26 protein-coding genes and 1 pseudogene are annotated in these 26138 nt (G+C 39.3%); 18 read left to right on the forward strand and 9 right to left on the reverse strand.

All coding sequences use genetic code 11. From position 1 onward, the window contains the following. Positions 1-438: 438 nt before the first annotated feature. Positions 439-771: a winged helix-turn-helix transcriptional regulator gene (locus BN997_RS02380; RefSeq protein ID WP_042529334.1), complete on the reverse strand. Its 333-nt coding sequence runs from the start codon at positions 769-771 to the stop codon at positions 439-441. Between the two features lie 225 nt (positions 772-996). On the opposite strand from BN997_RS02380, the gene BN997_RS02385 reads away from it, so the two are divergent. After that, positions 997-2235, forward strand: a complete 1239-nt coding sequence (locus BN997_RS02385) for an aminopeptidase (protein ID WP_042529336.1) — start codon at positions 997-999, stop codon at positions 2233-2235. Positions 2236-2304: 69 nt separating this feature from the next. Here the strand turns inward: BN997_RS02385 and recQ are convergent, their stop codons facing one another. Next, positions 2305-4467: a DNA helicase RecQ gene (recQ, locus tag BN997_RS02390; protein WP_042529339.1), complete on the reverse strand. Its 2163-nt coding sequence runs from the start codon at positions 4465-4467 to the stop codon at positions 2305-2307. A 519-nt stretch (positions 4468-4986) separates the two neighbouring features. Here recQ and BN997_RS02395 point away from each other — a divergent pair. From BN997_RS02395 to BN997_RS02410, 4 genes are all read left to right on the forward strand, one after another. Then, entirely contained in the window at positions 4987-6792 is a 1806-nt protein-coding gene (locus BN997_RS02395; RefSeq protein WP_042529341.1) for a cation:proton antiporter, read from the forward strand. Positions 6793-7189: 397 nt separating this feature from the next. Beyond that, on the forward strand, positions 7190-7519 hold the full coding sequence (locus tag BN997_RS02400) for a DUF3870 domain-containing protein (protein ID WP_042529344.1): 330 nt from the start codon (positions 7190-7192) through the stop codon (positions 7517-7519). Positions 7520-7698: 179 nt separating this feature from the next. Further along, the gene (locus BN997_RS02405; protein WP_042529346.1) at positions 7699-8856 is read left to right on the forward strand and encodes a DUF819 family protein; all 1158 of its coding nucleotides are present in this window, start codon (positions 7699-7701) and stop codon (positions 8854-8856) included. 43 nt (positions 8857-8899) lie between these two features. After that, a complete protein-coding gene (locus BN997_RS02410) occupies positions 8900-9961 on the forward strand; it encodes a dipeptide epimerase (RefSeq protein WP_042529348.1) in 1062 nt (353 codons plus the stop codon). 136 nt (positions 9962-10097) lie between these two features. Here BN997_RS02410 and BN997_RS02415 read toward each other — a convergent pair whose 3' ends face one another. Together BN997_RS02415 and BN997_RS02420 are read right to left on the reverse strand one after the other, a co-directional pair. Further along, complete coding sequence (locus BN997_RS02415; protein ID WP_042529350.1) at positions 10098-10283, reverse strand: SE1832 family protein; 186 nt, start codon at positions 10281-10283, stop codon at positions 10098-10100. Between the two features lie 11 nt (positions 10284-10294). Continuing rightward, positions 10295-11389 (reverse strand): AI-2E family transporter, encoded by a 1095-nt coding sequence (locus tag BN997_RS02420; protein WP_042529352.1) that lies wholly within the window; start codon positions 11387-11389, stop codon positions 10295-10297. A gap of 402 nt (positions 11390-11791) precedes the next feature. Here BN997_RS02420 and BN997_RS02425 point away from each other — a divergent pair, with 402 nt between their 5' ends. The 3 genes from BN997_RS02425 (at position 11792) to BN997_RS02435 (ending at position 14471) form a co-directional block, all read left to right on the forward strand. Beyond that, entirely contained in the window at positions 11792-12613 is an 822-nt protein-coding gene (locus BN997_RS02425; RefSeq protein WP_042529354.1) for a TerC family protein, read from the forward strand. Between the two features lie 152 nt (positions 12614-12765). After that, positions 12766-13215, forward strand: a complete 450-nt coding sequence (locus tag BN997_RS02430; RefSeq protein ID WP_042529355.1) for an OsmC family protein — start codon at positions 12766-12768, stop codon at positions 13213-13215. 245 nt (positions 13216-13460) lie between these two features. After that, positions 13461-14471, forward strand: a complete 1011-nt coding sequence (locus tag BN997_RS02435) for an acyltransferase family protein (protein WP_042529357.1) — start codon at positions 13461-13463, stop codon at positions 14469-14471. 59 nt (positions 14472-14530) lie between these two features. Here BN997_RS02435 and BN997_RS02440 read toward each other — a convergent pair whose 3' ends face one another. Continuing rightward, positions 14531-15874 (reverse strand): YjiH family protein, encoded by a 1344-nt coding sequence (locus tag BN997_RS02440; protein WP_042529359.1) that lies wholly within the window; start codon positions 15872-15874, stop codon positions 14531-14533. A gap of 337 nt (positions 15875-16211) precedes the next feature. On the opposite strand from BN997_RS02440, the gene BN997_RS02445 reads away from it, so the two are divergent. From BN997_RS02445 to BN997_RS02465, 6 genes are all read left to right on the forward strand, one after another. Continuing rightward, on the forward strand, positions 16212-16547 hold the full coding sequence (locus BN997_RS02445; RefSeq protein ID WP_042529361.1) for a phasin family protein: 336 nt from the start codon (positions 16212-16214) through the stop codon (positions 16545-16547). Positions 16548-16629: 82 nt separating this feature from the next. Next, positions 16630-16965, forward strand: coding sequence for a CHY zinc finger protein (locus BN997_RS02450; RefSeq protein WP_042529363.1), 336 nt, complete (start codon positions 16630-16632; stop codon positions 16963-16965). Between the two features lie 113 nt (positions 16966-17078). Next, positions 17079-17672: a lysophospholipid acyltransferase family protein gene (locus BN997_RS02455; RefSeq protein WP_042529365.1), complete on the forward strand. Its 594-nt coding sequence runs from the start codon at positions 17079-17081 to the stop codon at positions 17670-17672. A 229-nt stretch (positions 17673-17901) separates the two neighbouring features. Continuing rightward, positions 17902-18057, forward strand: coding sequence for a hypothetical protein (locus BN997_RS23040; RefSeq protein ID WP_175296994.1), 156 nt, complete (start codon positions 17902-17904; stop codon positions 18055-18057). Positions 18058-18161: 104 nt separating this feature from the next. Beyond that, a complete protein-coding gene (locus tag BN997_RS02460) occupies positions 18162-18479 on the forward strand; it encodes a YwdI family protein (RefSeq protein ID WP_042529367.1) in 318 nt (105 codons plus the stop codon). Positions 18480-18529: 50 nt separating this feature from the next. Continuing rightward, positions 18530-18901 (forward strand): DUF423 domain-containing protein, encoded by a 372-nt coding sequence (locus tag BN997_RS02465; RefSeq protein WP_042529369.1) that lies wholly within the window; start codon positions 18530-18532, stop codon positions 18899-18901. A gap of 382 nt (positions 18902-19283) precedes the next feature. On the opposite strand, the gene gerQ is transcribed toward BN997_RS02465, so the two are convergent. The 3 genes and pseudogenes from gerQ to hemQ all read right to left on the reverse strand — a co-directional run bounded on the left by gerQ (position 19284) and on the right by hemQ (position 21086). Next, entirely contained in the window at positions 19284-19715 is a 432-nt protein-coding gene (gene gerQ, locus BN997_RS02475; protein WP_042529373.1) for a spore coat protein GerQ, read from the reverse strand. Positions 19716-19783: 68 nt separating this feature from the next. Beyond that, positions 19784-20158, reverse strand: a pseudogene (locus tag BN997_RS02480) (cell wall hydrolase). Positions 20159-20336: 178 nt separating this feature from the next. Continuing rightward, positions 20337-21086 (reverse strand): hydrogen peroxide-dependent heme synthase, encoded by a 750-nt coding sequence (gene hemQ, locus BN997_RS02485; protein ID WP_042529375.1) that lies wholly within the window; start codon positions 21084-21086, stop codon positions 20337-20339. Between the two features lie 387 nt (positions 21087-21473). Between hemQ and pta the strand changes: the two genes are divergently transcribed. Further along, positions 21474-22448 carry a phosphate acetyltransferase gene (pta, locus tag BN997_RS02490; RefSeq protein ID WP_042529377.1) on the forward strand — a complete coding sequence of 325 codons (975 nt, stop codon included), beginning with the start codon at positions 21474-21476 and terminating at the stop codon, positions 22446-22448. Between the two features lie 116 nt (positions 22449-22564). Here pta and BN997_RS02495 read toward each other — a convergent pair whose 3' ends face one another. Then, positions 22565-23404, reverse strand: a complete 840-nt coding sequence (locus BN997_RS02495) for a lipoate--protein ligase family protein (RefSeq protein ID WP_042529379.1) — start codon at positions 23402-23404, stop codon at positions 22565-22567. Positions 23405-23571: 167 nt separating this feature from the next. On the opposite strand from BN997_RS02495, the gene BN997_RS02500 reads away from it, so the two are divergent. The 3 genes from BN997_RS02500 (at position 23572) to BN997_RS02510 (ending at position 25960) form a co-directional block, all read left to right on the forward strand. After that, positions 23572-24873, forward strand: a complete 1302-nt coding sequence (locus BN997_RS02500; protein ID WP_042529381.1) for an HD domain-containing protein — start codon at positions 23572-23574, stop codon at positions 24871-24873. A 6-nt stretch (positions 24874-24879) separates the two neighbouring features. After that, positions 24880-25386, forward strand: coding sequence for a YwgA family protein (locus BN997_RS02505; RefSeq protein WP_042529382.1), 507 nt, complete (start codon positions 24880-24882; stop codon positions 25384-25386). 64 nt (positions 25387-25450) lie between these two features. Further along, a complete protein-coding gene (locus BN997_RS02510; protein WP_042529384.1) occupies positions 25451-25960 on the forward strand; it encodes a YwhD family protein in 510 nt (169 codons plus the stop codon). The last annotated feature ends 178 nt before the right edge of the window (positions 25961-26138 follow it).

Below are 26138 nucleotides of genomic sequence, written 5' to 3' on the forward strand. Positions count from 1 at the left end.
TTGCTGATTGGCAAGCCGACAGGCGCAGACAGAAGCATAGTCGCACTTATGCCCCGCGGGTAGAAAAAAAGAAGTACGCTTTTTTCTAGGAGGTCTTCACCCTGGGCCTGGGACTGCGATTACTCGTCCCATCGAAGAGCTTTTGCGATTACTCGCCCCATCAAACCCGTCGCTAGAATTTGCGTTATTTCTTTGAAAGAAAGCAAATGAAGCATATTTCTTCAAAGATGGGAGCGGAGGGAAGTCGACTCCTGCGGGAAAGGCAACAGGTAGACCTGAGCAGGAAGTGGTTTTCTTCCGAGGAGACTGATCCGTTGCCCGCGGAAAGCGACTTTCCGGAGCGGACATCTCTTTGGCAAGAACACTAGTGATTTAAAGACAAAGCGGTGTTCTTGTATTTCTTATAAAATAAAAGATTTCTAGATATAAGAGAAAGGTTTACTTCACTTCGTTATCGGCTGCATCATCTGCTGAGACATATTCTTCCGCCCAGCGCTGAATATCTTTAATAACAGGCTCCAGTGCTTTTCCTTTCTCTGATAAGGTGTATTCAATACGAACTGGAAATTCCGAATAGATATTCCGCTCGACAATCCCTTCTTTTTCCAGTAATTTCAAACGATCCGATAGTAAACGGCCGCTGATTGGGAGATCTGCTTCCATCTCTGAAAAACGTTTTGCCCCTTTTAATAGTTCAAATAAAATAAGACCGACCCAGCGTGTACTTAATAAGACCATTGCTTTTTCAAAACGTGGACATAATTGATCCATTTTTCCACCCCCATAAAACAATCTTGTATCTAAAATGCGTGATATATACATTAGTTACGAAAAGTAATCTAATGATAGGGTATCATAAATAGGAGAGGTAGTAAATGAAAGCCGGAATGGGGGATAACGAATTCCATGTTTTCTTTAGAAATATTCAAAGGGATATGAAATAATAGGGTATGATAAGAAAGAAAAATAAATTTGTAAATATGGAGGGACGCATAAATGGTTCAGGCACAGGTACAAGAAAAATATGCAGAATTAACATTGAAAAAAGGGGTTAATTTACAAAAAGGACAAGCTGTCATGATCAATGCCCCGATTGAAGGAGCAGAATTTACACGGATTGTGGCCCGTAAAGCATATGAAATGGGAGCAAAGGATGTCCATATTAACTGGGTGGATGATGAGCTTACCTTGTTAAAATACGAGAATGCACCGGATGAAGTAATTACGAATTATCCGGAATGGAAAGTGAAATTGCATGATACATTTGCAGAAGACGGCGCTGCCGTTGTAAATATTCGCTCCACCAATCCGGATTTATTAAAGGATATTGATCCATCCCGTGTTGCCAAAGCAACTAAAGCTGCCGCTGAAGCAATGGTGAACTTCCGTAAATATACAATGAATGACCGGATTCCATGGACGATTATTTCTATCCCTTCAAAGGATTGGGCAAAGAAAATCTTCCCTGATAAATCAGCAGAGGATGCGGTTGCCAGCCTTTGGGAAGCTATCTTAAAAATTGTCCGTGTTGACCAGGACGATCCTGTTGCAGCATGGGACAAGCATAATGAAACATTAAGAACCGCCAGAGAAGTGTTAAATAAGAAAAGCTATCAAAAATTAATTTTTCAAGCACCTGGTACAGACCTAGAAATGGAGCTGCCGGAGGGGCATATCTGGAAAGGCGGATCGGCCGTAGCAGAGACGGGAGTCACCTTTAACCCGAATATGCCGACAGAAGAGGTTTTCTCCGTACCGCATAAATATGGGGTTAATGGTACCGTATCCAGCACAAAACCATTAAACTATGGCGGAAGCTTAATTGATAACTTCTCCTTAACCTTTAAGGATGGAAAAGTAGTTGATTTTCAAGCAGAGCAGGGAGAAGAGGTCTTGAAGCATTTACTGGATTCGGATGAAGGAGCCCGCCGTTTGGGGGAAATTGCGCTGGTTCCGGACGAATCTCCAGTATCGCAATCCGGGCTTATTTTCTATAACACGTTATTTGATGAGAATGCATCCTGTCATATTGCGTTAGGGAAAGCTTACCCAACGAATCTCGAAGGCGGAGCTACAATGGACTTAGAGGAGTTAGACAAGCATGGCGTGAACGACAGTCTGGTCCATGTCGATTTTATGATTGGATCAGATAAAATGGACATTGACGGAATTACTGCAGATGGGAAATCAGAGCCGGTTTTCCGTAACGGGACTTGGGCGCTTGATATGAAGTAATTAAACAAAATAGTAATCAAAAAAAGGCAGCAAGATTTTTTAAAATATCTTGCTGCCTTTTTTAATGGCTTAAGAGCTTTTTTCTTTCGCCATAAACTTATCATTCTTTACTAGAACTGCTTTGATTTTGCGATAGGTGTAATCTTCCGGCAGAGCCTCTTTCAGCTCCTTCAATCCAGTTGGATCAATTTCTTCGTGCTTGGATAAAATTTTGCCTTCTTCCTCGGTATTAAAGAATAGATTCCAATTCAGCGTATATCCCTTTTGGAAAGCCTGAAAAATATGTGATTCAATGGTCAGCTCTTTTAAATCCCGGATGGAAGCAATTTCTCGAATCGTTTTTCCTTTTTGCAGGAGCTCATATGATATTTGATAGGACGGCCGGTCATCCGCATCCTTTGCTTTCGCAGCCTTTTGATAATGAATGGCAGTAGGGGCTTTGTAATCCGGGTTTTTTTCTTTCCATTCGGCAACAGCTTCCAGGAAGGCTTCTCCATAGAGGTCATATTTCTTTTGTCCTACTCCTTTTAACCGTAAGAATTCATCCTTATCTTCTGGAAGATAGCGGGCCATTTCTTTTAATGTCATATCTGAAAACAGCACATAAGGTGGCAAATCCAGCTCCTGAGACATCGATCTTCTTAACTGGCGCAGTGACTCAAAGAGATCATCACTGTAATCTGTTTCACTGACAGCAGGGACATCCTGGATAAACATGGTAACATTCTCTTTTCCGGTCAGGATGTCCATGGACTTCTGGTTTAGTTTTAAAACAGGAAACTGCCCTTCCTCTGCGGATAAGCATTCCTCAGCGATTAAGAAGTGGATTCTTTCTGTAATTTCCTTCTCCGTATATTTGGATAAGATGCCGTAAGTAGATAATTTCGATAAGCCAAACTGAATCAGCTTTTTATCCTTTGAACCTTTTAAAACTTTCGCTGTCATGGAAGCGCCAAAGCGTTCACGCATGCGCTTCACGCAGGATAAAATCATTTGCGCTTCTTCGGTAATATCCTCTAACTCTCCTTGCTTCAGGCAATTGCTGCAGCGTCCGCAAGATACAGAAGATGCGGCCGACCCCATCTCGAAATAGTTTAAAATATAACTGTATAAGCAGTTTTGTGTACGACAGTAGTTCACCATTTTATTCAATTTTTGATATTCCCGCTGTGTTCCTTCTTCATCCAAATCGGATTTCTCAATCAAAAATTTTTGAGTATGGATATCTTGAGGAGAGAAAAGCAGGACACAGTTGCTCGGCTCGCCGTCGCGTCCTGCTCTTCCTGCTTCCTGATAATACGATTCCATATTCATCGGAATGGCATAATGAATAATAAAGCGGACATTTGATTTATCAATCCCCATTCCAAACGCAGTCGTAGCAACCATCAACTCTGTCTGGTCAAAGATAAAGGCCGTTTGCGCAGCCTGCCGTTCCTGCTCGGACAATCCGCCGTGGTACTTGGATACAGCATAACCTTTCCCTTTTAGGACATCATAGACATGTTCGACCTGTTTTCGTGTTGCTGCATAAATAATACCGACTTCTCCCTGATGTTTTTTCAGATAGGAAAGAATATAATCTATTTTATTTACCCCTTTTTCGATAAAGAAGGAAAGATTTTTTCTTTCAAAGCCAGTATGCACTGTATTTGCAGGAGCGATATGTAAAAGAGCCTGTATGTCTTCAATTACTTCAGGGGTCGCTGTCGCGGTAAGCCCCATAACCGTTGGATTGCCGCCAATCTCCTGGAGAATAGGAACGATAGAGCGGTAGCTTGGACGGAAATCATGACCCCACTGGGATATACAGTGCGCCTCATCAAAGGCAATCAGAGATATATTAGTCTGCTGCAAGGCTTGAATAAAAGCCCCTGATTCAAAACGCTCTGGAGCAACATAAACAAATTGATAGCGATTTTGCTGCATCGCCATTAAACGCTGATACTGCTCACCTGCAGAAATGGAGCTGTTAATATAAGTTGCTGCTGCCCCGAGGGCATGCAGTCCGTCAACTTGGTCCTTCATCAGTGAAATAAGCGGTGAAATGATAATTGCTGTTCCGTTCATCGCAAGCCCGGGTACTTGATAACAGAGTGATTTTCCGCCACCGGTCGGCATCACAGCAAGGACATTTTCACCTTGATCAATTGTATCAATAACTTCAGCTTGTCCAGGCCGAAAACTGGAGTAACCAAAGTAATTCTGTAAAATATTTAAATACTTTTCCATAGATAAATCTCCCTTATTGAGGTTGGTTGAGGATGCGAATATTCATCCCATTAAACCGCTGGGGCTGGGATTACCATTGTTGTCAGGTTAATGAATTTTCTTAAATATTATTTAGATAGTAATAAAACCTATCTAGCGTAGTGTTTTTCCACAGCGGCCGCATTAACCTGAAAACATTGAGACCTGCGATTACTCGGTCTATTAAAACCGTTGCTACGATTACTAGCCCCATTAAAACCGCTGTAGCATGAATTGCTGATATAGGAAAGAATAGCTTGAGTTTATTATTTCGAGTTTGTATATGTTAGATAATTACATCATTATTCTACTTTCTATCCTAGAACGTTTTAGCCCGAAAGTAAAGTAAGGAAAAAGGGCAAATAACAGCTGGAAATGCTGTCAAAAAGCAAATATGACGTAAGGAAATGTTAATTTTTCGATGGACAACTTCATATGAATTTACATTTCCCTGTTTCATCTTTAAAATATGCTATATCTTTTTGAAAAGGAGGAGGATATATGGTACCTTCTTTGCTGTTTGAATTAATGTTGATTGGCTTATTAGGTGTCGCTTCCCAATGGGTCGCATGGCGCTTTCGTATGCCGGCTATCGTTGTGATGGCTGCTACAGGACTAATCATTGGCCCTGTTTTCGGATTAATTAACCCAGAACAGGATTTTGGGGACTTGTACAGTCCGCTTATCTCTGTTGCTGTAGCAATTATATTATTTGAAGGAAGCTTAAATTTAAGCTTTAAAGAATTACGCGGAATTGGAAAACCAATCTTCCGGATATCTACGGTAGGAGCATTTATTGCCTGGATTTTAGGGTCGCTGACCGCTCATTATATTGCCGGATTATCCTGGGCAGTTGCCTTTGTGATTGGCGGTTTGTTTGTTGTGACTGGTCCGACCGTTATTATGCCTCTTTTACGTCAGGCGAAGCTGAAAGCACGTCCGGCGAAGGTTTTAAAGTGGGAAGGGATTATTGTTGATCCAATTGGAGCGTTGCTTGCGGTTTTTGCTTTTGAAATTATTACGTTTATCACCGCATCTAATCCCGAAGCTAGTCAGATTTTATTATTCTTCGCAGGCTCTCTATTTGCCGTTTTCTTAGGCTGGATATTAGGACGCGGACTTGGCTGGATGTTCGAAATGGGGCATGTGCCTGAATTCCTAAAATCTCCGACAGTTGTCGTTGTTGTCTTATTCTGTTTTACCATTGCGGATGTCATTATGCATGAGACGGGACTTTTATCTGTCACTGCGATGGGAATTACCTTGGCAAATATGGGGATTCGCTCTGTATCGGATATGCGCCATTTCAAAGAAAATATTTCGGTACTGCTGATTTCAACCATTTTTATTATGCTGACAGCCTCGCTGGATGTGGCAACGATTATGCAAATTTTTAACCCTCATATTATTGGCTACGTATTATTGATGATGTTTGCTGTCCGTCCCTTATCTATTTTCTTGTCAACTATTGGAACTGGGCTTAGCCTTAATGAAAAAGTGCTGATTGGCTGGATTGCACCGCGGGGAATTGTTGCACTAACGGTTTCTGGTTATTTTGCCGGGGTGTTAACAGAAGCAGGCTATGAGGATGCATCTATTCTGACGGCATTAACCTTTGCGCTGGTTATCTTTACGGTTATTGCGCATGGATTTTCTATCGGCTGGCTTTCTAAAAAGCTGAATCTGTCGAATAAAGGGAATCCGGGAGCGCTTATTGTCGGAAGCAATCCATTTACGATTCAATTGGCTAAATCATTAAAAGAAGCAAATTATCCGTCTATCATTGTAGATTCTTCGTGGGAAAATCTTTCTCTGGCAAGAAAAGAAGGCCTGCAATTTTATCATGGGAGCATGTTGTCCGAGCAGACAGAGCATCATCTCGATACGATTCCATACGAGTATTTATTAACACTGACGCATGATAAATCGTATAACTCGCTCCTCTGTACAACGTTTCTTCCGGAATATGGAAGAACTAATGTGTTTAAAGTGAGTCCGTACACAACATTCAAGGATAATGGATACTCAACTGGTATGGTTTCACAGGTTGGCGGCCGTATTTTATTTGATAAAAAATTCTCTTTGGAGGATCTAATCGATAAAGCGGAAAATGGGTTTACTGTGCGGCAGACAACACTCACTGATAAATTCACATTTGAACACTACAAACAGGCAAAAGATCCGGAGACGGTATATTTATTCTTAATCAAACCATCCGGACAGCTGAAGTTTTTCTCAGAGGAAATGCGTACTGTACCCGCATCAGGAGATAAGATAGTCAGTTTGACCAAAGGAAAAGTAAAATAAATTTTAAAGAAAACCAAGCTAAAAAAGCGCATGGTCGCCTTGGCAGTTATGCTTATACTTTATTGCTTAAATTTTTATACTCTCGTAAAGTGCAAAAAAGATATAAGATATTATAATTTCTTTATAAGTAAAAAGCTGCCTTTCTGATAGAGCAGTCAGAAAGGCAGCTTTTGCTTAAAATATATTACTTGTTCTCCACGTAAATAACTATAACTAATTAAAACAAAGAAATAATAGTCAAATATTTAAAATGCAGATATTATAAAAAGTAGTTGACCTGTAATTTTAAAAATATTATAATAACAAAATAAGAAAGCGCCTGCATGATATGAGTAACTACGATTACCCTTCGTGGATCCCTTATATTACCTGCATTGTATTAAAGGAGACTTATCTGTTGTATCATTCAAATACAGTCTATATTATCGGCGATGCCAAAGCTTCACAGAATAATCCAATTACAAAAAAGTATAGTCAATTTTTTGTAGCGCTAGTGGTAGATTTTCAAACAGATGAAATTGTGGATTGCGAATGTTCGTCTACCATTCAATTAACGAATCATTTCGTTAAATCTCTGTTTATTGGTGAGGCAATGGGCAACTCTTTAATAGAAGAGTCCATTCGCAAAAGGTATCACGGTTCATCACAAAAAGCCCTGCTCGTAGCCTATCGAGATGCTGAATATAAATATACTCAAGTAAAAGCTGCTTTAACTAAAGAAACCTAGTTGAAATCCAGTCTAACTAAAATAAAATTTTAGTTAGACTGGATTTTTTTTCGCTAAATATGGATGATTCAATAGATTGGTATTTGTGAGGATGGAAATTTTGAAGAAAGGGGCTATATAGAAAACATTAGGGGATTAGAATCATAAAAAAATCTTAAATGAAAGTGAGGAGGAATAATATGATTACGGATGGATTTATTTATATTGCCGTCTTAGTAGCTCTAGCCGCTTTGATGGTAGGGATAGAAAGTAAATTTAGCTCAAATCGATTTTTTAAATTTATACCAGGTATTGTTTTGATTTATATTGGAGCAGCTTTGTTACAGACTATTGGTTTATTTGATAATGAGGCTACAGAATCATCTTATGTAGCAGTGAAAGATGCTTTACTACCCGCTATGTTAATGTTGATGTTATTAAAATGCGATATTCGAAGCATCATTAAATTAGGCCCTCGTATGTTAGGTGGTTATTTTGTTGCAGTAATAAGTATAATTATTGGCTTTACGGTTGTTTATCTTATATTTAATCAATTATATGCTGCCGATACTTGGCGTGCTTTTGGGGCCTTGGCAGGTAGCTGGACTGGCGGCAGTGCAAATATGGTTGCTTTACAAGATATTTTACAAGTTCCGGAAAATATCTTTGGATACATTTTAATGATGGATACAATTAATTATGCTGTTTGGGTGATGTTTATGTTTTGGCTGGTCCCATTTGCTGGTGCATTTAATCGGTGGACCAAAGCAGATATAACGATGATTGACAATGAATATGAAACAAATGAGGCATCATCAGATAATCAGGGGATTGAATTTAAACATATTATTTACTTGCTGGGGATCGGTCTGTTTGTTTCAGCATTAGCAACACTAGCCGGAGATAACTTACCTGAACTCGGCGATGTATTTAGTGCTACAACATGGACTATTTTAATCGCTTCTGTTGTTGGCCTGGTACTTGGTCAAACTCGTTTATCTAAAATTCCAGGTGCTTTAGATGTTTCGAATGTCATGCTGTATATCATTATAGCTTTAATTGCTTCCCATTCAGATTTCTCACAAATTGCTCAAGCACCTATTTATATTATTTCTGGTTTCTTAATTATGCTTGTTCATTTAATTATTATGCTCCTGCTAGGTAAATTATTTAAGTTAGATTTGTTTACATTAGGAATAGCTAGTTTAGCTAATATTGGAGGTATGGCGTCGGCACCGATGCTTGCAGCAGCATATAGTAAGACTCTGATTCCTGTGGGGGTCATCATGGCATTGATAGGTTCGTTTTTAGGCACTTATTTTGGAATGCTTGTTGGGAAAATCCTTGAAATGCTTTAAAGAATGATAGGATACGAAATTGACACTAAAAGGAGAATATAAATTGTTTATTGAAGATATAAGAACTTCTCGCAGGAAAATACCGCTGCATACACCATTTAAGACAGCGCTGAGAACTGCAACATATATAGAAAGTATTACTGTGACTATTTATTTAGAAAATGGATTAGCTGGAAGAGGAGAAGCTGCTCCTACGTGGGTAATCACTGGAGATTCATCAGAAAGTATTCAAGCAGCATTAGAAGGACCAATTAAACAGGCGATTCTGCAGCAGGATATACGACATTTTCAATCGTTACTGGTTGCTATTCAAAATAGTTGTATTGGAAATACAAGTGCTAAAGCAGCTGCTGATATTGCTTTACATGATGTATACAGCAGATGGATGGGGGTCCCGCTTTATCAATTATTAGGAGATTATCAATCACTTAAGACATCTATGACAATAGGCGTGGATGACCCAAAAAAAATGGCGAAAGATGCCGACAAGTGGGTGGAAAAAGGCTATACAAGTTTGAAAATTAAAGTTGGTGCAAAACCAGAGCTTGATATGGATAGAATCCTGGCTATTAGAGAAGTCATTCCTTCTGAAATATTGCTTAGATTAGATGCAAATCAAGGATGGACACCTAAACAAGCAGTACAGTTAATTCAAGAAATGGAGCGTATAAATGCTGGAATTGAATTTATCGAGCAGCCTGTAAAAGCAAATGATTTGGAAGGTCTTAAATTTGTTACAGATAATGTGAAAACACCTATAATGGCGGATGAAAGTATATTCTCTCCACAAGATGCTTTTAAGATTATTCAAGGGCATTACGCAGATTTAATTAATATAAAATTAATGAAATCTGGCGGTATCTATAACGCATTAATCATTGCTGATCTTGCAATGGTCAATCAGGTTCCATGTATGATTGGCAGTATGATGGAATCAAGCTATTCTGTCGGAGCAGCAGCTCATTTTGCAGCCGCCCATCCAAATGTTATATATTATGATTTAGATGCTCCATTATGGTTAACAGAAAAGCCTGAGGTGATTGAATATCAGGGAGAGAAGGTTTCCCTATCAACAGGTGAGGGGATTTCTGGTGTAGATAAGTAGAACGAGAAGAGGCGATAAGAAGTCCCGGCTGTCATAAAATTTCATTTTAGGATTTTTTTCTTGAAAGCGTTGTGAATTGTAAAAAGAAATAACAAAAAAGCTAAAAAGAAAACTTTTTAGCTTTTTTGTTATTCTATCAGTTATTATACTGTTCCAATTCTTTTCTTACCTCAGCAATCTCTCCTTCTAAACGGACCAGTTGTTCTTCGGCAGAGGAGACACGTCCTTTGACGAACTCTAACTTGTCTAAATCTCCTTGGATACGGATGTAATCAGACTTTAATTCATCGAGCTTTTGTTGCAGTTCTGCTTTTGTTGTCAAGAAAACCCCTCCTAAATCAATGCATCGTCTTTATTTTTTCTGGAGTCCACAAAGGTTTGGTAAAAGTGGATTACAATTGTCCGGATTATTGCATACACAGGGATAGCGAATAAAATTCCTAAAAATCCGGCAATACTTCCTGCCGCGAGGATAACTGTGATAACAGTCAGCGGGTGCAGATTAAGCGCCTGCCCCATCACATTAGGAGAAATAAATACACTTTCCAGCTGCTGTGCAACAAACATAATAATGGCTATCCAGATGATATTCATTGGATCCTGGAACCCCGCAACCAGGATAGCTGGAACAACAGCGATATAAGGTCCCAAAAACGGGATGACATTCATCATCATACCGAATAGAGCAAGTACGACGGCATACTCTAAACCGATAATCAAGTAACCTATTAACAAGAGGATACCTACTGCAAAACTTACTAATAACTGTCCTTGGATAAACGAGGACAATACATTATCGATTTTACTTAATAGTCCATGTAAGTTTTCTGCTTTTTTCTTGCTGAAAAATTGCAGAATAAAAGGTACAAGCTTCTCTCCATCCTTCAACATGAAGAAAAGGAAGAATGGAACCAGAATTATGCCGGCAATGATACTTACCAATTGACCAATGAAGCTTCCTAAAAAGCCAAAGACATTATTCAATACACTTTCAATGTGTCCGGGAATATCATTGGCAAAATTATTGATGGCATCGATTACCTGGTCAGGAACTAAAGCAATATTTTCCTGCCAATACCCAATCCAGCTCTCGACCGTACTAACCATTCCAGGAATACTGTCCATTAAATTTTCAAACTGATCACGGGCGATCGGCCAGATAAATACAATGAATAGCGTAACGACCCCGATGATAACCAGGAATACGATAATAATAGATAAAATCCGCGGGACTTTATATCTTACCAGCAGATTCATCAATGGCCGGGTTAAGTAATAAAGAATACCTGCACCGATAATCGGAAGAGCTACAGCACCGGCTAATTGCAGAACAGGTGTAAAGATAAAATGCGTTATAGAGATGAGAAAAATTAATGTAAACAAACAAATAAAAAAGATAAAAAATTGAAACCAGCGTTTCTGTGTCATTGAATCACACTACTTTCTTTCCAAGTTATGCTATATATTATTTTACATTAACCGAATTCAGAAAGCTATAAACATCTGCGGTCGATTTAAATATAAAGTTACTGTAAAAGATATTGACAAAGAGCATGAAAAAGGTTTTAATAAAGTATACTTAATAAATGGCTGGCAAAGGACAGGAAGGAAACATTTTTGCTGTCTGGGAACGTCATATTAAAAAAGCTTAGTAAACATTTATTTCCTAAAGGGGAGTAGCTGTACACGTAAAGTCGTCATTACGAGATAACCGTCTCCGGCTTTATGTGGCAACCAGAAAAGTTGTTAGCGAGACCTTTACCGATTGCAGGTAAAGGTCTATTTTTATGGCCTTTTCTGCAAAACACATGTAGAAGAGGAGAATACATCATGGGAACTGAACTATTGCTGGAGTATTTATGGGTCTTGCTTGTATTAGTTGCATTAGAAGGCTTATTAGCTGCTGATAATGCGCTTGTACTGGCCATCATGGTAAGACACCTTCCTGAAAAGCAAAGGAAGAGAGCATTATTTTATGGATTAGCCGGGGCATTTGTAATGCGTTTTGCGTCTTTATTTGTTATCTCATTCCTGGTCGATTTCTGGATTGTACAAGCGTTAGGCGCTGCCTATCTTTTATTTATATCAGGAAAGAATTTATATGACAGGTTTAAGAAGAAGGAGCCGGAGACTTCCGATGCATCGGCACAAAATGGTAAAAAGGCTGGTGCGGCAGGAAATCAGGAGCCTGAACAAGCATCTAAAAAAGAATTTTGGATGACTGTGGTGAAGGTGGAGTTTGCAGATTTAGCATTTGCTGTTGATTCCATTTTAGCAGCTGTTGCCTTAGCGGTAGCATTGCCTCCAACAGATTTCGGCCATGTTGGAAGCTTGGATACCGGTCAATTTGCTGTTGTATTTGCCGGCGGTATGATTGGCTTGATTATTATGCGATTCGCTGCCAATATTTTTGTAGGTCTCTTGCATAAACGGCCAACATTGGAAATCGCCGCATTTCTGATTGTGGGCTGGGTAGGAGTGAAACTGGCTGTTATTGTATTAGCCAATCCGGATTTAGCTGTGATTCCAGAGCACTTCCCGCACTCTACATTATGGAAAGCTTCCTTCTATATTATTCTTGTAGGAATTGCGTTAATCGGCTGGTTTGCATCTAGTCCGAAATTAAAAAGAAATAAAGAACAGTCCAGATAAATGAGATAATCCCGTACTATGAGGGAAAGTCGTGCTGCCCTGCAATAGGAACAGCACGACTTTTTTAATCAGCAGATTTTAAAATTCTATTTTTTGTAAAAAATCTTCCCGTGCGTCATAATTGAAAGAAAAGAAAAAAAGGAGTGATCCGGATGACATTGCATCACTTTCATCTAGAAGGGAAGTGGCAAGGCGGTCGTAACAGCGAAGGGTATATTAACGCCGGGAATTTACAAACGAAAATCTCCATCCCGCCAGAAATGGATGGGCCCGGTATTGGTACCAATCCAGATGAAATGCTGCTTGGAGCGGCTGCGACATGCTATATTATTTCATTGGCAGCCATGCTGGAACGTGCAGAAGTTCCTGTTAATACCATGAGCATAACCTCTGAGGGGATGGTAGACGTAACAAATGGCATTTTCACTTACGAAAAAATCATCCACCGTCCCCATGTTACCTTAAAAAAAGAAGCGGCAGAGCAGCAGATACGCTTAACCAATAAACTCATTGAAAAAGCAGAAAAATCATGCATGATTTCAAGAGCAATAAAAGGAAACGTTCAATTAGGGCTGGAACCAACCGTTCAGATAGAAAAGTAAGAATGTATCAAGGTCATATGAAACAAGGAGAGCTTCAGCTCAAATTGTTATCATATGACTTTTTACTGGGAAATGAAATAAAAGCCCGACTCCGTAAAGTTTTGTTTCATGTTACATTTTTTCGAGACACTAACAAATAGATTACAAAACGATAAAAATTCCCTTTTTGGGGAGATTTTTTAAATAAAAGCGAGTAAAGTAGAATATACAACTTTAAAATGGTGTACGAAATAGAGGGATGGTCTATGGAACGAAATGCATTTTTTGATAATGCGAAAGTGTTTTTGATTTTTCTCGTTGTTTTTGGTCATATGATTCAACCTTTTATCAGCGATTCACAATCGACAGAAGCAATTTATATATGGATATATACCTTCCATATGCCGGCGTTCATTTTATTAGCCGGTTTCTTTGCAAAAGGCTCAGGAAATAAGAAATATATATGGAATTTAACGAAAAAGTTAATTGTTCCATATTTTATCTTTCAAACATTATATACGATTTATTATTTCTTTATAGGAAAAGCAGATTGGCAGACTGGAGTTTTCTATCCGCAATGGTCATTGTGGTTCTTATTCAGCTTATTCAGCTGGCATATTCTGCTTGTGTTATTTAAAAAGATACCTGCTGGCTGGAGTATTACTTTATCCATATTGATAGGTATCGTTGTCGGCTATTTTGGAGAAATTGGGCATTCGTTCAGCTTATCCAGAACATTTGTGTTTTTTCCATTCTTCTTAATTGGTTACTGGTTAACCGTCGATCAAATGATGCTGGTGAAGCATCGCAAAGTGAAGATCGCTTCAATTGCTGTGATGGCAAGTATGTTCGTATTAATTTATGTATTCCCGGTTATCGATACCGGATGGCTGCTTGCTTCAAAATCATACAGTAATTTAGGTGTGGAGAGTTTCGGCGGCTTCGTGCGGTTATTTGTTTATGCCATTGCAGCAGTGATGACAATCAGTATATTAGCCTGGATTCCTAAAAGAAACCTGGGCTGGGTAACAGTCCTTGGAACAAGAACATTATATGTTTACTTATTGCATGGTTTTATCGTTCAGTTCCTGCGTGAATTTGATTTATTATCTGTTCATCATTGGTTTGATGTCGTCGGAATCGCCGGCTTGTCAGCGCTGATTGTCATTTCGCTGTCCAGCAAGCCTATTTTGACCATCTCCCAGCCGCTGATTGAAGGTCGCTTAGCCAAGGTTAAATCATTATTTAACCACCGGCACAAAGGAACATCTTCTTAAAAAATGTAAAATTAAAAAATGCGGAGTTCCCGGAAAGGGCTCCGCATTTTTTATTGATTTTAAAATAACAGATGCGCAATAATGGTGATAATTGGCAGTGTAATCACGGTACGCATTAAAAAGATAATAGCTAAGTGACGGAAGGATACTGGAATTTTAGTACCTAGAATCAGTCCGCCGACTTCAGACATGAAAATAAGCTGTGTTACAGATAAGGCAGCAATAATAAATCGTGTTATTTCTGCCTCTACGCCAGTAATTAAAATGGCTGGCAGGAACATATCTGCAAAACCGATCAGAATGGTTTCAGATGCTTCCTGGGCAAATGGAATCTGCATCAGTTCTAAAATAGGAACGAATGGCATTCCGAGCCACTGGAATAACGGTGTATATTCTGCAATAATCACTGCCAACGTTCCGAACGTCATCACAACAGGTGTGACAGCAAACCACATATCAAAAATATTTTTTCCGCCGTCTATAAAAAAGGTACGGAAGCTCGTTTCTTTCTCTGCACGTTTGACGGCATTTTTGAATCCGTGAGTAAATACATTATCCGATGCAGGGATTTTTTCATCGTCTGTTCTTTCCTTGCCGCTGATATAGGTATTTGGCATCTTAGAGAGCGGCGGAATGCGCGGCATAATGAAAGCTGCAGCTCCTCCTGCAATCAGGATAGTCAGGTAAAAAGGCAAAAACATATGTGCTAAACGAACTTCTTGTAAAATAACTAAGGTGAACGTAATGGATACAACCGAAAACGTTGTACTGATAATAGCTGCTTCCCGCTTTGTATAATAACCTTCCTCATACTGTTTATTTGTCAGCAGTACCCCGATTGTCGCATCTCCGACCCAGGAAGCTAAACTGTCGACAGAAGCTCTGCCCGGGAGACGGAATAAAGGCCGCATGATATTTCTCATGATACCTCCGAAAAACTCCAGCAATCCAAAATTCGTCAGGAAAGGTAAAAAGAGACCGGCGAATAAAAAGGTAACAAACAGGGTGTGCAGCAGGCTGTCCAACAGCATGCCGCCTGTATCTTCGCTGTAAACAAACTCCGGACCAATTTGAAAGTAAACCATAATTGCAAAAACGGCTGCCAACAGACGTGTAATTGTCCAGAACCATGTCGTATAAAATAATTGATGCAGGAAAGGAGATTTGCTGAAAGTTGATTCACCGGCTAGTTTAGCAAAGGCAGTGAATCCAGCAGTGATGATAATAACGATCATCATAATAAGAGACAGATTGCTTTCAAGTATATCCTGCAGTGTACCGGCTAAAAAGGCAATAGGTATGGTAAACCCTTCCTCTGTCGGCAATGGATATAAAAATAGGAATAAACCTAATAAAGATGGAATAATGAATTTAATAATCTGACTAAAGGAATAGGACTTCATTTATTTTCCTCCTAAATAATATAGAAACTAAAAATTGTAACTGTATGATTATACAATCAAACGTAATTTTATTCAATAGGGCATAGCTAGATAATGATTAAATATAGTAAATAAAGGGAATATAAAAGTATATCAGGGAAATTTGGCGCCAAAATCGTTTACGTGACAGCAAAATGTTTTATATAATAGGTAGTAAGAAAGTTTATTTTATTATATGTACCCAAAAGATGTATAGAACATTCCTGTTTCACGTATTGTAAGGATGGCAGGTTGAAAAAGCAAGCTTCATCCAGTTTTAAGGAATCATCATAACAGCATACAATAGGAGGTATAAATGATGAGCGATTATTTACGTAAAGGATTTTTACTGGGGCTGGGTGCTGCAGTAAGCGGGAAAGAGAAATTTGAACAAAAAGTGAAAGAATTAGTGGAAAAAAATGAGTTAACACAAGAGCAGGCAAGAACTGTTTTAGATAATTTTATTGAAAAAGGCAGCACCAAAAAAGATGAATGGGATGAAAGAAGCAGAGAAAAGAAGAAAGACTTGGCTAGAGAAACCGGACTGGCAACAACAGATGACATCGATGAGCTGCGCGCCAGAATCATTGTGCTTGAAGACAAGCTGGGCGTTTCCCTGGAGGAAGAAGCAGACACAGAAGAAGAGCAGAACTAATGTTTAAAAGCAGGACGCTTTCGATAGAATGAGGGTGTGCTGCTTTTTTACTGGATAATTGCTGACGCGGGGAGGGAATAACATGCCGACAGTTCACGGACCAGTGATTGATAATCAGACAAGATGCAGGCATTATCATACGCAAAAAGATATTATTGCCATCAACTTTAAATGCTGCCAGAAATATTATCCATGCTTTCAGTGTCACGCAGAATGTGAAAATCATAAAGCAGCTGTATGGGGGAAAGATGAATTCGATACGCCGGCGGTTTTGTGTGGTGTTTGTAAAACAGAACATACGATCAAACAGTATTTAAATACGGACAAGTGCCTCCGTTGTGAATCTGCCTTTAATGAAGGCTGCCAACATCATTATCATTTATACTTTGATTATACAGCGGATTGTAAAAGACAATAGCCTATCCGTCGTTGACATCATTTAATTATCATAAACATCTTGTAATTTTACGCTATTTCTAATAGTATCTTATATAAGCACCAGGTACTAAATTTGAAAAAAGGAAGAGACGCATGTATTATTTTGCTGCATATCTATTAAAAGTTATATTAAGTTTATTTGGACGTGTAAAGGTATTTCAAAAAGAAAAACTCCCGCAATCAGACGGGTATATTATCGCATGTACCCATACAGGCTGGGTCGATATTTTGTGGTTAGGAGTCAGTCTATTGCCGACGAAAGTCCACTATATGGCGAAGAAGGAATTATTTCAATCCGGCCCTCTAAGATGGCTGATGAAAAAATTAAATGCATTTCCTGTAGACCGGGATAACCCAGGACCCAGCACGATTAAAGTGCCTCGCAAGCTTTTAAAAGAAGGAAAAGTCATCGGTATTTTCCCCAGCGGCACAAGAACAACGAATCAGGTTCCATTAAAAAGAGGGGCTGTCACCATTGCTGCATACAGTAAGGCGCCGATTGTTCCTGCAGCTTACACAGGTCCAAATAATTTTAAAGAGCTGTTTAAGTTTAAAAAGCCGAAAATTATCTTTGGTGATCCGATTTATTTGCCTGAGGATGTACCTCGTAAAGAGGCGATGGAACAGATGATGGAAATAATGAATGAAAAGTTATACGCTTTGCAATCCACAATAGAGGATAAATAAAACAATAAATAGCTTGATATAAAGGAAGAAATTTCTTCTGACATATTCAATGTAATTAAAGGAGATAATATGTCAGGAGAATCTTTTTCTTGTTAAAATTTGCTGTAATAAGCAGATAAAGCGTTTTCTTTAGAATGAAAACTTGAAAAATTCTCCTATTGAAGATAAAAATAGACAATGCTATAATATTTCTATATTTGACTGCGCAGTATAGGGGGAGTTTTCAAGAATGAAAAACTTTTTTCATCTATATCATCAAACTTCAACACAGCTAGGAAGAGAATTAGAAGAATCTGAGGTTATATTTTTGAAATGGATGTATGAACGCTATACCGTGGAGGAAATATCGGGAAGAAAGCTGAACGTAAATCGTATATTACGTTAAAGAGCAGAGAGACGGCTATCGTCTGAAGCTCTTTTTTTATGTTTTCAGGTTTAAAGGATTTCTGTGCTATAATTCGTAATGAATGCAGAAAAAGGAGGGGTTGTATGGCTGTAAGCAATGAAATAATAATCAATAAAATGATTCATGAGCTGGAAGAAGCCAAAAGAAAAGCCCATCAGGAAGATCAAGTAAAAAAACATATGGAAAATATCCACTTGTTAAGTGAACTGTTTCTTTCAGGGAGCTCTGATTCCAGTGTTGTCAGTCAGAAGCAAGTAAATATAGAAGATACAGAGGAGCAAATTTCGGAAGCAGAGATGAGAGCAATGCTCGGCAAGCAGCCTGCGGACAAAGGGGCTGTACCGGAAAAGAATAAGCTGATAGAAGAAGATGCCAATGGGGATTCTATATTTGATTTTTAGGTTATGGAAAATGTATTTTATATAATATGTTATGATTAGGAGATGAAAAGATGAAGTTATTTTTAATCATTGGAGCTATCCTTGGATTTCTGGCAGTTGCTTTTGGAGCATTCGGTGCACACGGTCTGGAAGGAAGGCTGTCCGAAAGAGCCTTAACAAATTGGGGCAAAGCGGTAGATTATCAAATGTTCCACACCGTAGCCATTGTTGCAGTTGCGCTTCTTTTAGGAAAATTTGAAGGAAGCAGTCTCTTTGCATCCAGCGGCTGGCTGTTCTTAACAGGTATTATTTTATTTTCAGGAAGTTTATATATCTATGCTTTAACCGGCGTCAAAGCGCTTGCGATGATTACACCAATTGGAGGATTGGCCTTTTTGGCAGGCTGGGTTCTTTTGGGGATAGGCGCGATGAAATTAGTATGAAAAAATGCGTTTTAGCCTTTGATTTTTAAGGTTAAAACGTTTTTTATATATAAAAGAAAAGAGAAGTAAGAAATATAAACAATAAAAAAGCCCGGATAACCTGTTTCATGGCATCGGAAGCTCTGTGTGTATACAGCAAAATGAAAACATTACTGAGCATGCTGAATACAAAAAGATAACAAGCTAGGAATAAAAAGAACATCCATCCTGTTATCCAGGCAAAAATCCCGGCAAACAGGCCGCCAATTATTGCAAGCATTTCCATGCGTATAAATTTTTCCAGAGGGTGTCTCATTTTAATCTCCTCGCAATACACACATTTTAAGGTAAATAAAGCGTAGACTTCATGAATGTCTACGCTTTATTTACTGCTTCTATTTCTTTATCTTGGATTGTAGTTGGATAATTGGCCCTGATTGCCGCCATATGGGTAAGAATAGTTGATTTCCTCATCAAATAATACATAATCGAGATACACCATTAATAATAAGAAACGACGATTGGAGTCTTCCTCCCGAATTAAAATATGATCCCGTCCGGCTTCCTCAATATAGCCTCGAAATGACGTTGGCTGCTGTCCTTCAAAGGTCAGATAAAAGGTGCCTAATTTTCCGCGGTTCAACCGTAAAATATTCTCAATAAACGATTGCTGGTTGGTTAACTGTCCGCCGCCAGTTCCATTGCTTGGCTGGGCATACTGCCGAACGGAATAAGCTGGATAAAAACTTCCTGTTGCCTGCGGATAATAATAAGGGTTTGGGTAGTAAGCCTGGTTATTATTCACTGGCTGATTTGGATTCATTTGATCACTCATAAGTTCACTCTCCTTCAAAATAAAAACGTGATGCTATACATGCAATATAAAAAGTTATCCATCTCTGTCTACCGAAATACAGTTGGACACTCCTCTGCAGATGGTGCATAAAAGCAATGTGATTTAAACCTTCCCGTATTCCATTGACCGTACCATTGGTCAGGACAGGGTTCTTCAGGCATAAAGAACCAAAGTGAATTGGAAGCAGGATGCTGCATCTTGCCTTGAAGAGCTCTTCTTGTAAGACGTTTTTCGGATTCTCTTGTCCGTTGATAAAAATATCCTTTCTGCGTTGCTTCAAATCCTCCAGGACTCTGAAAAAGCCTGGTCGATATGGTCCGGATATCCGTGAAATCTAAACAATCCGCAAGAACACGGTTAGCCCCTGTATTACCTGCCATCAACATGCCAAGATTGCCGTCTCCCTCTGCCTAAGCACGCATTAGTCAGGCGAGTAAATCAACATCCGCTTCATTATGAGCAATAATAGCCATAGACCGACCTCATTTCTTGAAAATCTTCGGTGCAAGCTCATTAATGATATGTATGTAGGAGAGTGTATTTTCATGATTATTTTTTCACGAAAAAAAGAGGCCGTTTCAGCCTCTTTAATAAGTGAGATTATAATGCAAGATAATTAGCAAGCTCATCTGGTGCTAAGTAATTACCCATGATGAAATCACCAAACTCTGCATATTTTGTGGTTACTTCATCAAAACGCATTTCATAAACGATTTTCTTAAACTGCAGCGGGTCATGAGCAAATAATGTTACGCCCCACTCCCATTCATCCAGTCCAATCGATCCGGTGATAATTTCTTTTACTTTACCGGCATATTTACGTCCGGTCATGCCATGCTCATAAAGTAATTTGGTACGTTCTTCTTTCTCAATGGCAAACCAGTTTGCTTCCGGCTCACGGCGTCTTGCCATTGGATAGAAGCAGGCATGCTCCCATTTCGGCATAATCGGTCTTAAGCGCTCTTTAACATACGGAGAAAGCTCGCGATCCTCACCGGCTTTCATTGGATCGTGCATTGTCATTTCAATAATGGATACATAAGAATAAGCAGGGATTAAGAAGTCACCTAATACCGATTTATTGATAGCTCTTTTGATTTCTTCCAGCTCGTCCATTGTTTCACGTAAGAAAATAAACATCAGATCTGCTTTATTTCCGACAACTTTGAATATACTATGACTGCCTTCTTTATTTTCTTCTACGGTTTCCCATTGTTTGATAAGTTCTTCAAACTCTTGTATTGCTTTATTTCTTTCGTCTTCAGAAATGGATTTCCAAGATGTCCAATCAAATTGACGAGTATCATGTAATGCGGACCAGCCATCTACAGTTACTACTGCTTCTGCCATCGTTCATACACTCCTTCACATAAATTAAATACTGAATCACTATTAACTATAGCATAACCAGAGGGTGTGAATCATATAAAAAAAGGCACAAAATCATGATATTTTACGTATTGTCAAGGGTTTGTCAAAATTAGAAAGAAGTGCAAGACCAATTTTTGAACATACTTGATTGAAGAGGATGGATGAAAAATGGGAGAAGTTCTTCCTCCTGTGAAAGGAAAACAGATGTAATCCTTTACATTGATTTTTCGGGGTTCAAGGCTTTATTTGTGCCGATAAATGGTATATCATTAAAGAGAATTTGAAGGTAAAAAACGAATTGTTTTTTCCAAACAAAAAGTCCGTAACTATCATTTTAATATGTTAATTATTATAGGAGGTTTCATCATGGGTTTATTTGAACAATTAACAGAGAAAGTAAAGGGAAACGGCAAACGTATCGTATTTCCAGAAGGGTTAGACGAACGTGTCTTAACAGCAGCAGGACGTCTGGCGGAAGATGCTGTGCTGACACCTGTCGTTATCGGCAATAAGGAAGAAGTAGAAAAGAAAGCAGCAGATCTTGGTGTACAAGCATCTGGACTAGAAATAATTGACCCGGCAAGCTATGAAGGTTTCGGGGAAATGGTTGACGCTTTTGTAGAAAGAAGAAAAGGGAAAGCAACCGAAGAAGATGCAAAGAAAATTCTTTTAGATGAAAACTATTTTGGTACGATGCTCATCTATTTAAATAAAGCAGACGGTCTGGTAAGCGGTGCTGCCCACTCTACAGCAGATACCGTACGCCCGGCATTACAAATTATTAAAACAAAAGAAGGCGTGCAGAAAACTTCCGGTGTATTCATTATGGTAAGAGATGAAGAAAAATATGTATTTGCTGATTGCGCGATTAATATTGCTCCAGACAGCAATGATCTAGCAGAGATTGCTGTAGAAAGTGCGAAAACAGGAGCGCTATTCGATGTGGATCCGCGTGTTGCTATGCTCAGCTTCTCAACTGCCGGTTCTGCAAAATCGCCAGAAACAGAAAAGGTTACCGACGCTTTAACGATTGCAAAGGAAAAAGACCCTTCTCTTGTAATCGATGGAGAATTCCAATTTGATGCTGCTTTTGTTCCAAGTGTTGCAGAGAAAAAAGCACCGAATTCTGTTATCAAAGGGGATGCTAATGTATTTGTATTCCCAAGCCTGGAAGCAGGAAACATTGGTTACAAAATCGCACAGCGCTTAGGCGGATTTGAAGCAGTAGGTCCGATCCTGCAAGGGCTGAACAAACCCGTGAATGACCTGTCCAGAGGCTGCAGTTCAGAAGATGTGTACAACCTGGCACTTATTACAGCAGCTCAAGCAGCAGCTGAATAATCAATCCATAAAAACAGCCTGACCGGAATAGTTGGTCAGGCTGTTTTTGTATGCATTTTGAACATGTGCTTATCATGTAGAAACGTCTGTAAAACTTTTACGGAAGGAAGCTTCGTTCAAATATTTTCATTCCGTTTTATCATTTGCTGGTACCGTTTATCAAAATTTTCCTGCTCTGTATCCTGCATCGGCATGGTAATGATTTCTTCTGTCAGCCCATTTAATGTATCCATTACACGCTGTTTCACTTCTTCGACTGTTAAAGGAATTCCCAGTAAATCAGAAAGGGAAGCCATCACATCAGGGGTCACCTCTGGATAAGTAAAGGTAGTCTCTTCATTTTGTTTGGCAATATGATAAAATTCCCGAATTAAGGAAGCGCGTGCCTTACTGTTTCCTTCGATATCTAGATAAATTTGTACGGAGATTCCTTTTTTGACCCGGCGCTGAGAAATACCAGCGAATTTTTTTCCGTTAATACTTAAATCATAATCACCGGGACAATAGGAGCCGACAATTTCATAGGCTTCCATAGCATCGGTTAGATCTGCAAACATGGCCTGGACAAACTGAACCATCGCCTCATAACAATCGTAAATGGATAAGTCATTTGCGCCGGGGATAATCAGGGAAATATTAAGCACGCCTTCATCCAGAGCAACCGCAAGGCCCCCTGAATTGCGGACAATCCCTTGATAATTTTTTTCTTCTAGAAATGCCATCCCCGCATCAATATGAGGCAGGCGAGAATCCGGGATACCTAAAACAATGGTATCTGGATGCACCCATAAACGGATAACAGGAGGAGAAGCTGCTTCACTGACGGAAATAGCCAGAGCATCATCCATAGCAAAGGAGGCGAGGGCTGTATTCGGTTTGCCCGCCACCATTGTTGCTGTGGAATGGTCTATATAACGAAATGTTTTATGTCGAATAATTTCTTTCCAATTTTTCATCGTGTTCATCCTAAACCTTTCATCAACTGTTTAACTATATTATAATATATTCAAAGCATATATGGAAAAGAAGTATAAGAGGCTTCTTTAAATATACAGAGATAAACGGAAACTTAACTGGATAACTATACGAAAATTTTTAGGAAACTGCGGATGGAGATAATGATATGGCATATAAAGATGAACAATTAATAGAAGAAAAGGTATTCAAAGATCCGGTCCATCGGTATATTCATGTCCGTGATCGGGTTATTTGGGATTTGATCGCTACACCGGAATTTCAGAGGCTCCGCCGGATAAAGCAGCTGGGAACGACGAATCTGACCTTCCATGGTGCAGAGCACAGCCGTTTTAATCATTCGCTGGGCGTCTATGAAATAGTCAGAAGGATTACCACCAATTTTGCAGACCGGGAAAGATGGGACAGAGAGCAGCGGCTGCTGTGTCTTTGTGCTGCGTTACTGCATGATTTGGGGCATGGGCCATTCTCGCATTCGTTTGAGAAAGTGTTTAAGCTGGATCATGAGCAGTTTACACAACAGATTATCTTAGGGAGCACGAAGGTCAATGAAATCCTGAAAAAAGTATCAGCTGATTTTCCTGTGAAGGTAGCAGATGTGATTGCCAAGACATATTCAGATAAGCTTGTTGTCAGCCTGATATCGAGTCAAATCGATGCGGATCGAATGGATTACCTGCAGCGCGATGCGTATTTTACCGGGGTAAGCTACGGCCATTTTGACATGGAGCGTATTTTGCGCGTCATGCGGCCGATGGATGATCAAGTTGTGATTAAATCAACGGGGATGCATGCGGTCGAGGATTATATCATGAGCCGGTATCAAATGTACTGGCAGGTTTATTTTCATCCGGTTACGCGGAGTGCAGAGGTTATCCTGTCAAAAATTTTTCAGCGGGCAAAGGTGCTTTACGAGGACGAATCGTATCAATTTCAGCTGGAGCCGACACACTTTATTTCCTTTTTTGAAGAAAAAGTGCAGCTGTCGGATTATTTAAAGCTGGATGATATGATTGTATATTATTATTTTCAGCAATGGCAGGAAGAAAAGGATGCTATATTGGCTGATTTAAGCTACCGGTTTATCAACCGTCACTTATTTAAATATGTGGAATACAACCCGGACCCGCAAATCAATGCAGGGATGGAGCTGTATCAGCTGTTTAAAAAGGCAGGGATTGATCCAGACTATTATTTAGTAGTGGATTCATCGTCCGATTTGCCGTATGATTTTTACCGGCCGGGAGAAGAGGAAGAACGTCTGCCAATCCATCTGTTAATGCCTGATGGCGGTTTAAAGGAGCTGTCCCGGCATTCCGATATTGTTGAAGCAATCTCTGGTAAGAAAAGGACGGACCATAAGCTGTACTTTCCTAAGGACAGCATACAGCGAATAGAAGATACGGATTTGAAGAAACGAATTTTAGATATATTGTACGGGAAGGAATGACCATTTGTGTTAGACAACCATGCGAAACTGCTCTATTTTTTCTCTGAAGCCAGGCAAGTGACAGGAAGAAAGAAATTACAGAAAATGATTTATATCTTACAGCAAAGCCGGGTTCCCTTTGAAGAAAAATATCAATTTCATTTCTACGGACCCTATTCAGAAGAATTAACGTTGCGTGTCGAGGAACTTTGCAATTTACATTTTTTAAAGGAAGAAAAAGAAGAAAAAAGCAATTATCATCAATATCACTATTCCATCACGGAAGATGGGGAAACTTTCTTAAAGCAATTTGAAGTGAACATGCCGGATATCAAGAATCAAATTAACCTTTTACAGGAGTGCAGCGCCCGCTTTTTAGAGCTGGTCTCGACGATGTTATATTTTTCTTATTTGTCAAAGGAAGAAATAATTGATAAAGTGCACACCGTAAAGTCGAAGCTGAAATACACAGATGAGGAGATGACAGAAGCATTCCGATTTATGGACGAGCTGCGGAATAAGTCTTCTCACTAAAAAACCTTTTTAGAACATGGTAGAATGAGACAAAGGTCAGAATGAATGTCAGGAGGGGAATACAATGACGGAAGAAAATAAAAAGAAGAATACATTTACGATTATAAAAGATGATTCAACGGACGGGCACGGCGGTTATGGAGCAGGAACAGTCAGTCTGGAAAATATGTCATCGATTATCGTCGATCCGAATGAAAATAAGGCATATGTGGATATGGATGCGATGCATGCAAGAAGTTCCGTAGAGCGCCGTGTGAAATGGATAAGAGATCGGGAAGAAGTGCAAGGCGGAAAGCTGTATTGGATTGTCTGGGTAACGGTGGAAAAAGGAGAAAATGGGCCTTACTACGCTGGTGTTGCCGGCAGTGAGATCCGCGTGAACCGGGAAATCAAACGTGCGTATAAATCCATGGCAGAGCATGTGAAGCATATGGAGAAATCCTTAAAGGGCAAAATTATTGTAGAGCACATGGATAATCATTCTAAAAAGTTACTGGGCGACTTCTTAAAAGAATTCAAACCAGAAATGTGGGAAAACTCTACTGCAGAGCTGAAAGAGCAATTAGATATTTAAACCAAAACAATGACAAAATTGTGAATGAACTGGGACAGAAAGGCCCTGAGCCTTGATATACCAAGGCTCAGGGCTTCTTTTCTTTTTCATGTCATGCGATTGTCATGTGTGTGTCATTTGCTAGGCATTATGCGTACCAAATCATTCATCATTCGTCTGCAAGTTATCTAGGTTTTGA

The organism is Oceanobacillus oncorhynchi (assembly GCF_000821065.1).
Taxonomy (GTDB): domain Bacteria; phylum Bacillota; class Bacilli; order Bacillales; family Amphibacillaceae; genus Oceanobacillus; species Oceanobacillus oncorhynchi.

Excerpts from the sequence above, each read along its gene's own strand:
- BN997_RS02380 (WP_042529334.1), bottom strand. The coding sequence starts at position 771 with ATGGATCAATTATGTCCACGTTTTGAAAAAGCAATGGTCTTATTAAGT.
- BN997_RS02385 (WP_042529336.1), top strand. The coding sequence starts at position 997 with ATGGTTCAGGCACAGGTACAAGAAAAATATGCAGAATTAACATTGAAA.
- recQ (WP_042529339.1), bottom strand. The coding sequence starts at position 4,467 with ATGGAAAAGTATTTAAATATTTTACAGAATTACTTTGGTTACTCCAGT.
- BN997_RS02395 (WP_042529341.1), top strand. The coding sequence starts at position 4,987 with ATGGTACCTTCTTTGCTGTTTGAATTAATGTTGATTGGCTTATTAGGT.
- BN997_RS02405 (WP_042529346.1), top strand. The coding sequence starts at position 7,699 with ATGATTACGGATGGATTTATTTATATTGCCGTCTTAGTAGCTCTAGCC.
- BN997_RS02420 (WP_042529352.1), bottom strand. The coding sequence starts at position 11,389 with ATGACACAGAAACGCTGGTTTCAATTTTTTATCTTTTTTATTTGTTTG.
- BN997_RS02425 (WP_042529354.1), top strand. The coding sequence starts at position 11,792 with ATGGGAACTGAACTATTGCTGGAGTATTTATGGGTCTTGCTTGTATTA.
- BN997_RS02430 (WP_042529355.1), top strand. The coding sequence starts at position 12,766 with ATGACATTGCATCACTTTCATCTAGAAGGGAAGTGGCAAGGCGGTCGT.
- BN997_RS02435 (WP_042529357.1), top strand. The coding sequence starts at position 13,461 with ATGGAACGAAATGCATTTTTTGATAATGCGAAAGTGTTTTTGATTTTT.
- BN997_RS02440 (WP_042529359.1), bottom strand. The coding sequence starts at position 15,874 with ATGAAGTCCTATTCCTTTAGTCAGATTATTAAATTCATTATTCCATCT.
- BN997_RS02445 (WP_042529361.1), top strand. The coding sequence starts at position 16,212 with ATGAGCGATTATTTACGTAAAGGATTTTTACTGGGGCTGGGTGCTGCA.
- BN997_RS02450 (WP_042529363.1), top strand. The coding sequence starts at position 16,630 with ATGCCGACAGTTCACGGACCAGTGATTGATAATCAGACAAGATGCAGG.
- BN997_RS02455 (WP_042529365.1), top strand. The coding sequence starts at position 17,079 with ATGTATTATTTTGCTGCATATCTATTAAAAGTTATATTAAGTTTATTT.
- BN997_RS23040 (WP_175296994.1), top strand. The coding sequence starts at position 17,902 with ATGAAAAACTTTTTTCATCTATATCATCAAACTTCAACACAGCTAGGA.
- BN997_RS02460 (WP_042529367.1), top strand. The coding sequence starts at position 18,162 with ATGGCTGTAAGCAATGAAATAATAATCAATAAAATGATTCATGAGCTG.
- BN997_RS02465 (WP_042529369.1), top strand. The coding sequence starts at position 18,530 with ATGAAGTTATTTTTAATCATTGGAGCTATCCTTGGATTTCTGGCAGTT.
- gerQ (WP_042529373.1), bottom strand. The coding sequence starts at position 19,715 with ATGAGTGATCAAATGAATCCAAATCAGCCAGTGAATAATAACCAGGCT.
- hemQ (WP_042529375.1), bottom strand. The coding sequence starts at position 21,086 with ATGGCAGAAGCAGTAGTAACTGTAGATGGCTGGTCCGCATTACATGAT.
- pta (WP_042529377.1), top strand. The coding sequence starts at position 21,474 with ATGGGTTTATTTGAACAATTAACAGAGAAAGTAAAGGGAAACGGCAAA.
- BN997_RS02495 (WP_042529379.1), bottom strand. The coding sequence starts at position 23,404 with ATGAAAAATTGGAAAGAAATTATTCGACATAAAACATTTCGTTATATA.
- BN997_RS02500 (WP_042529381.1), top strand. The coding sequence starts at position 23,572 with ATGGCATATAAAGATGAACAATTAATAGAAGAAAAGGTATTCAAAGAT.
- BN997_RS02510 (WP_042529384.1), top strand. The coding sequence starts at position 25,451 with ATGACGGAAGAAAATAAAAAGAAGAATACATTTACGATTATAAAAGAT.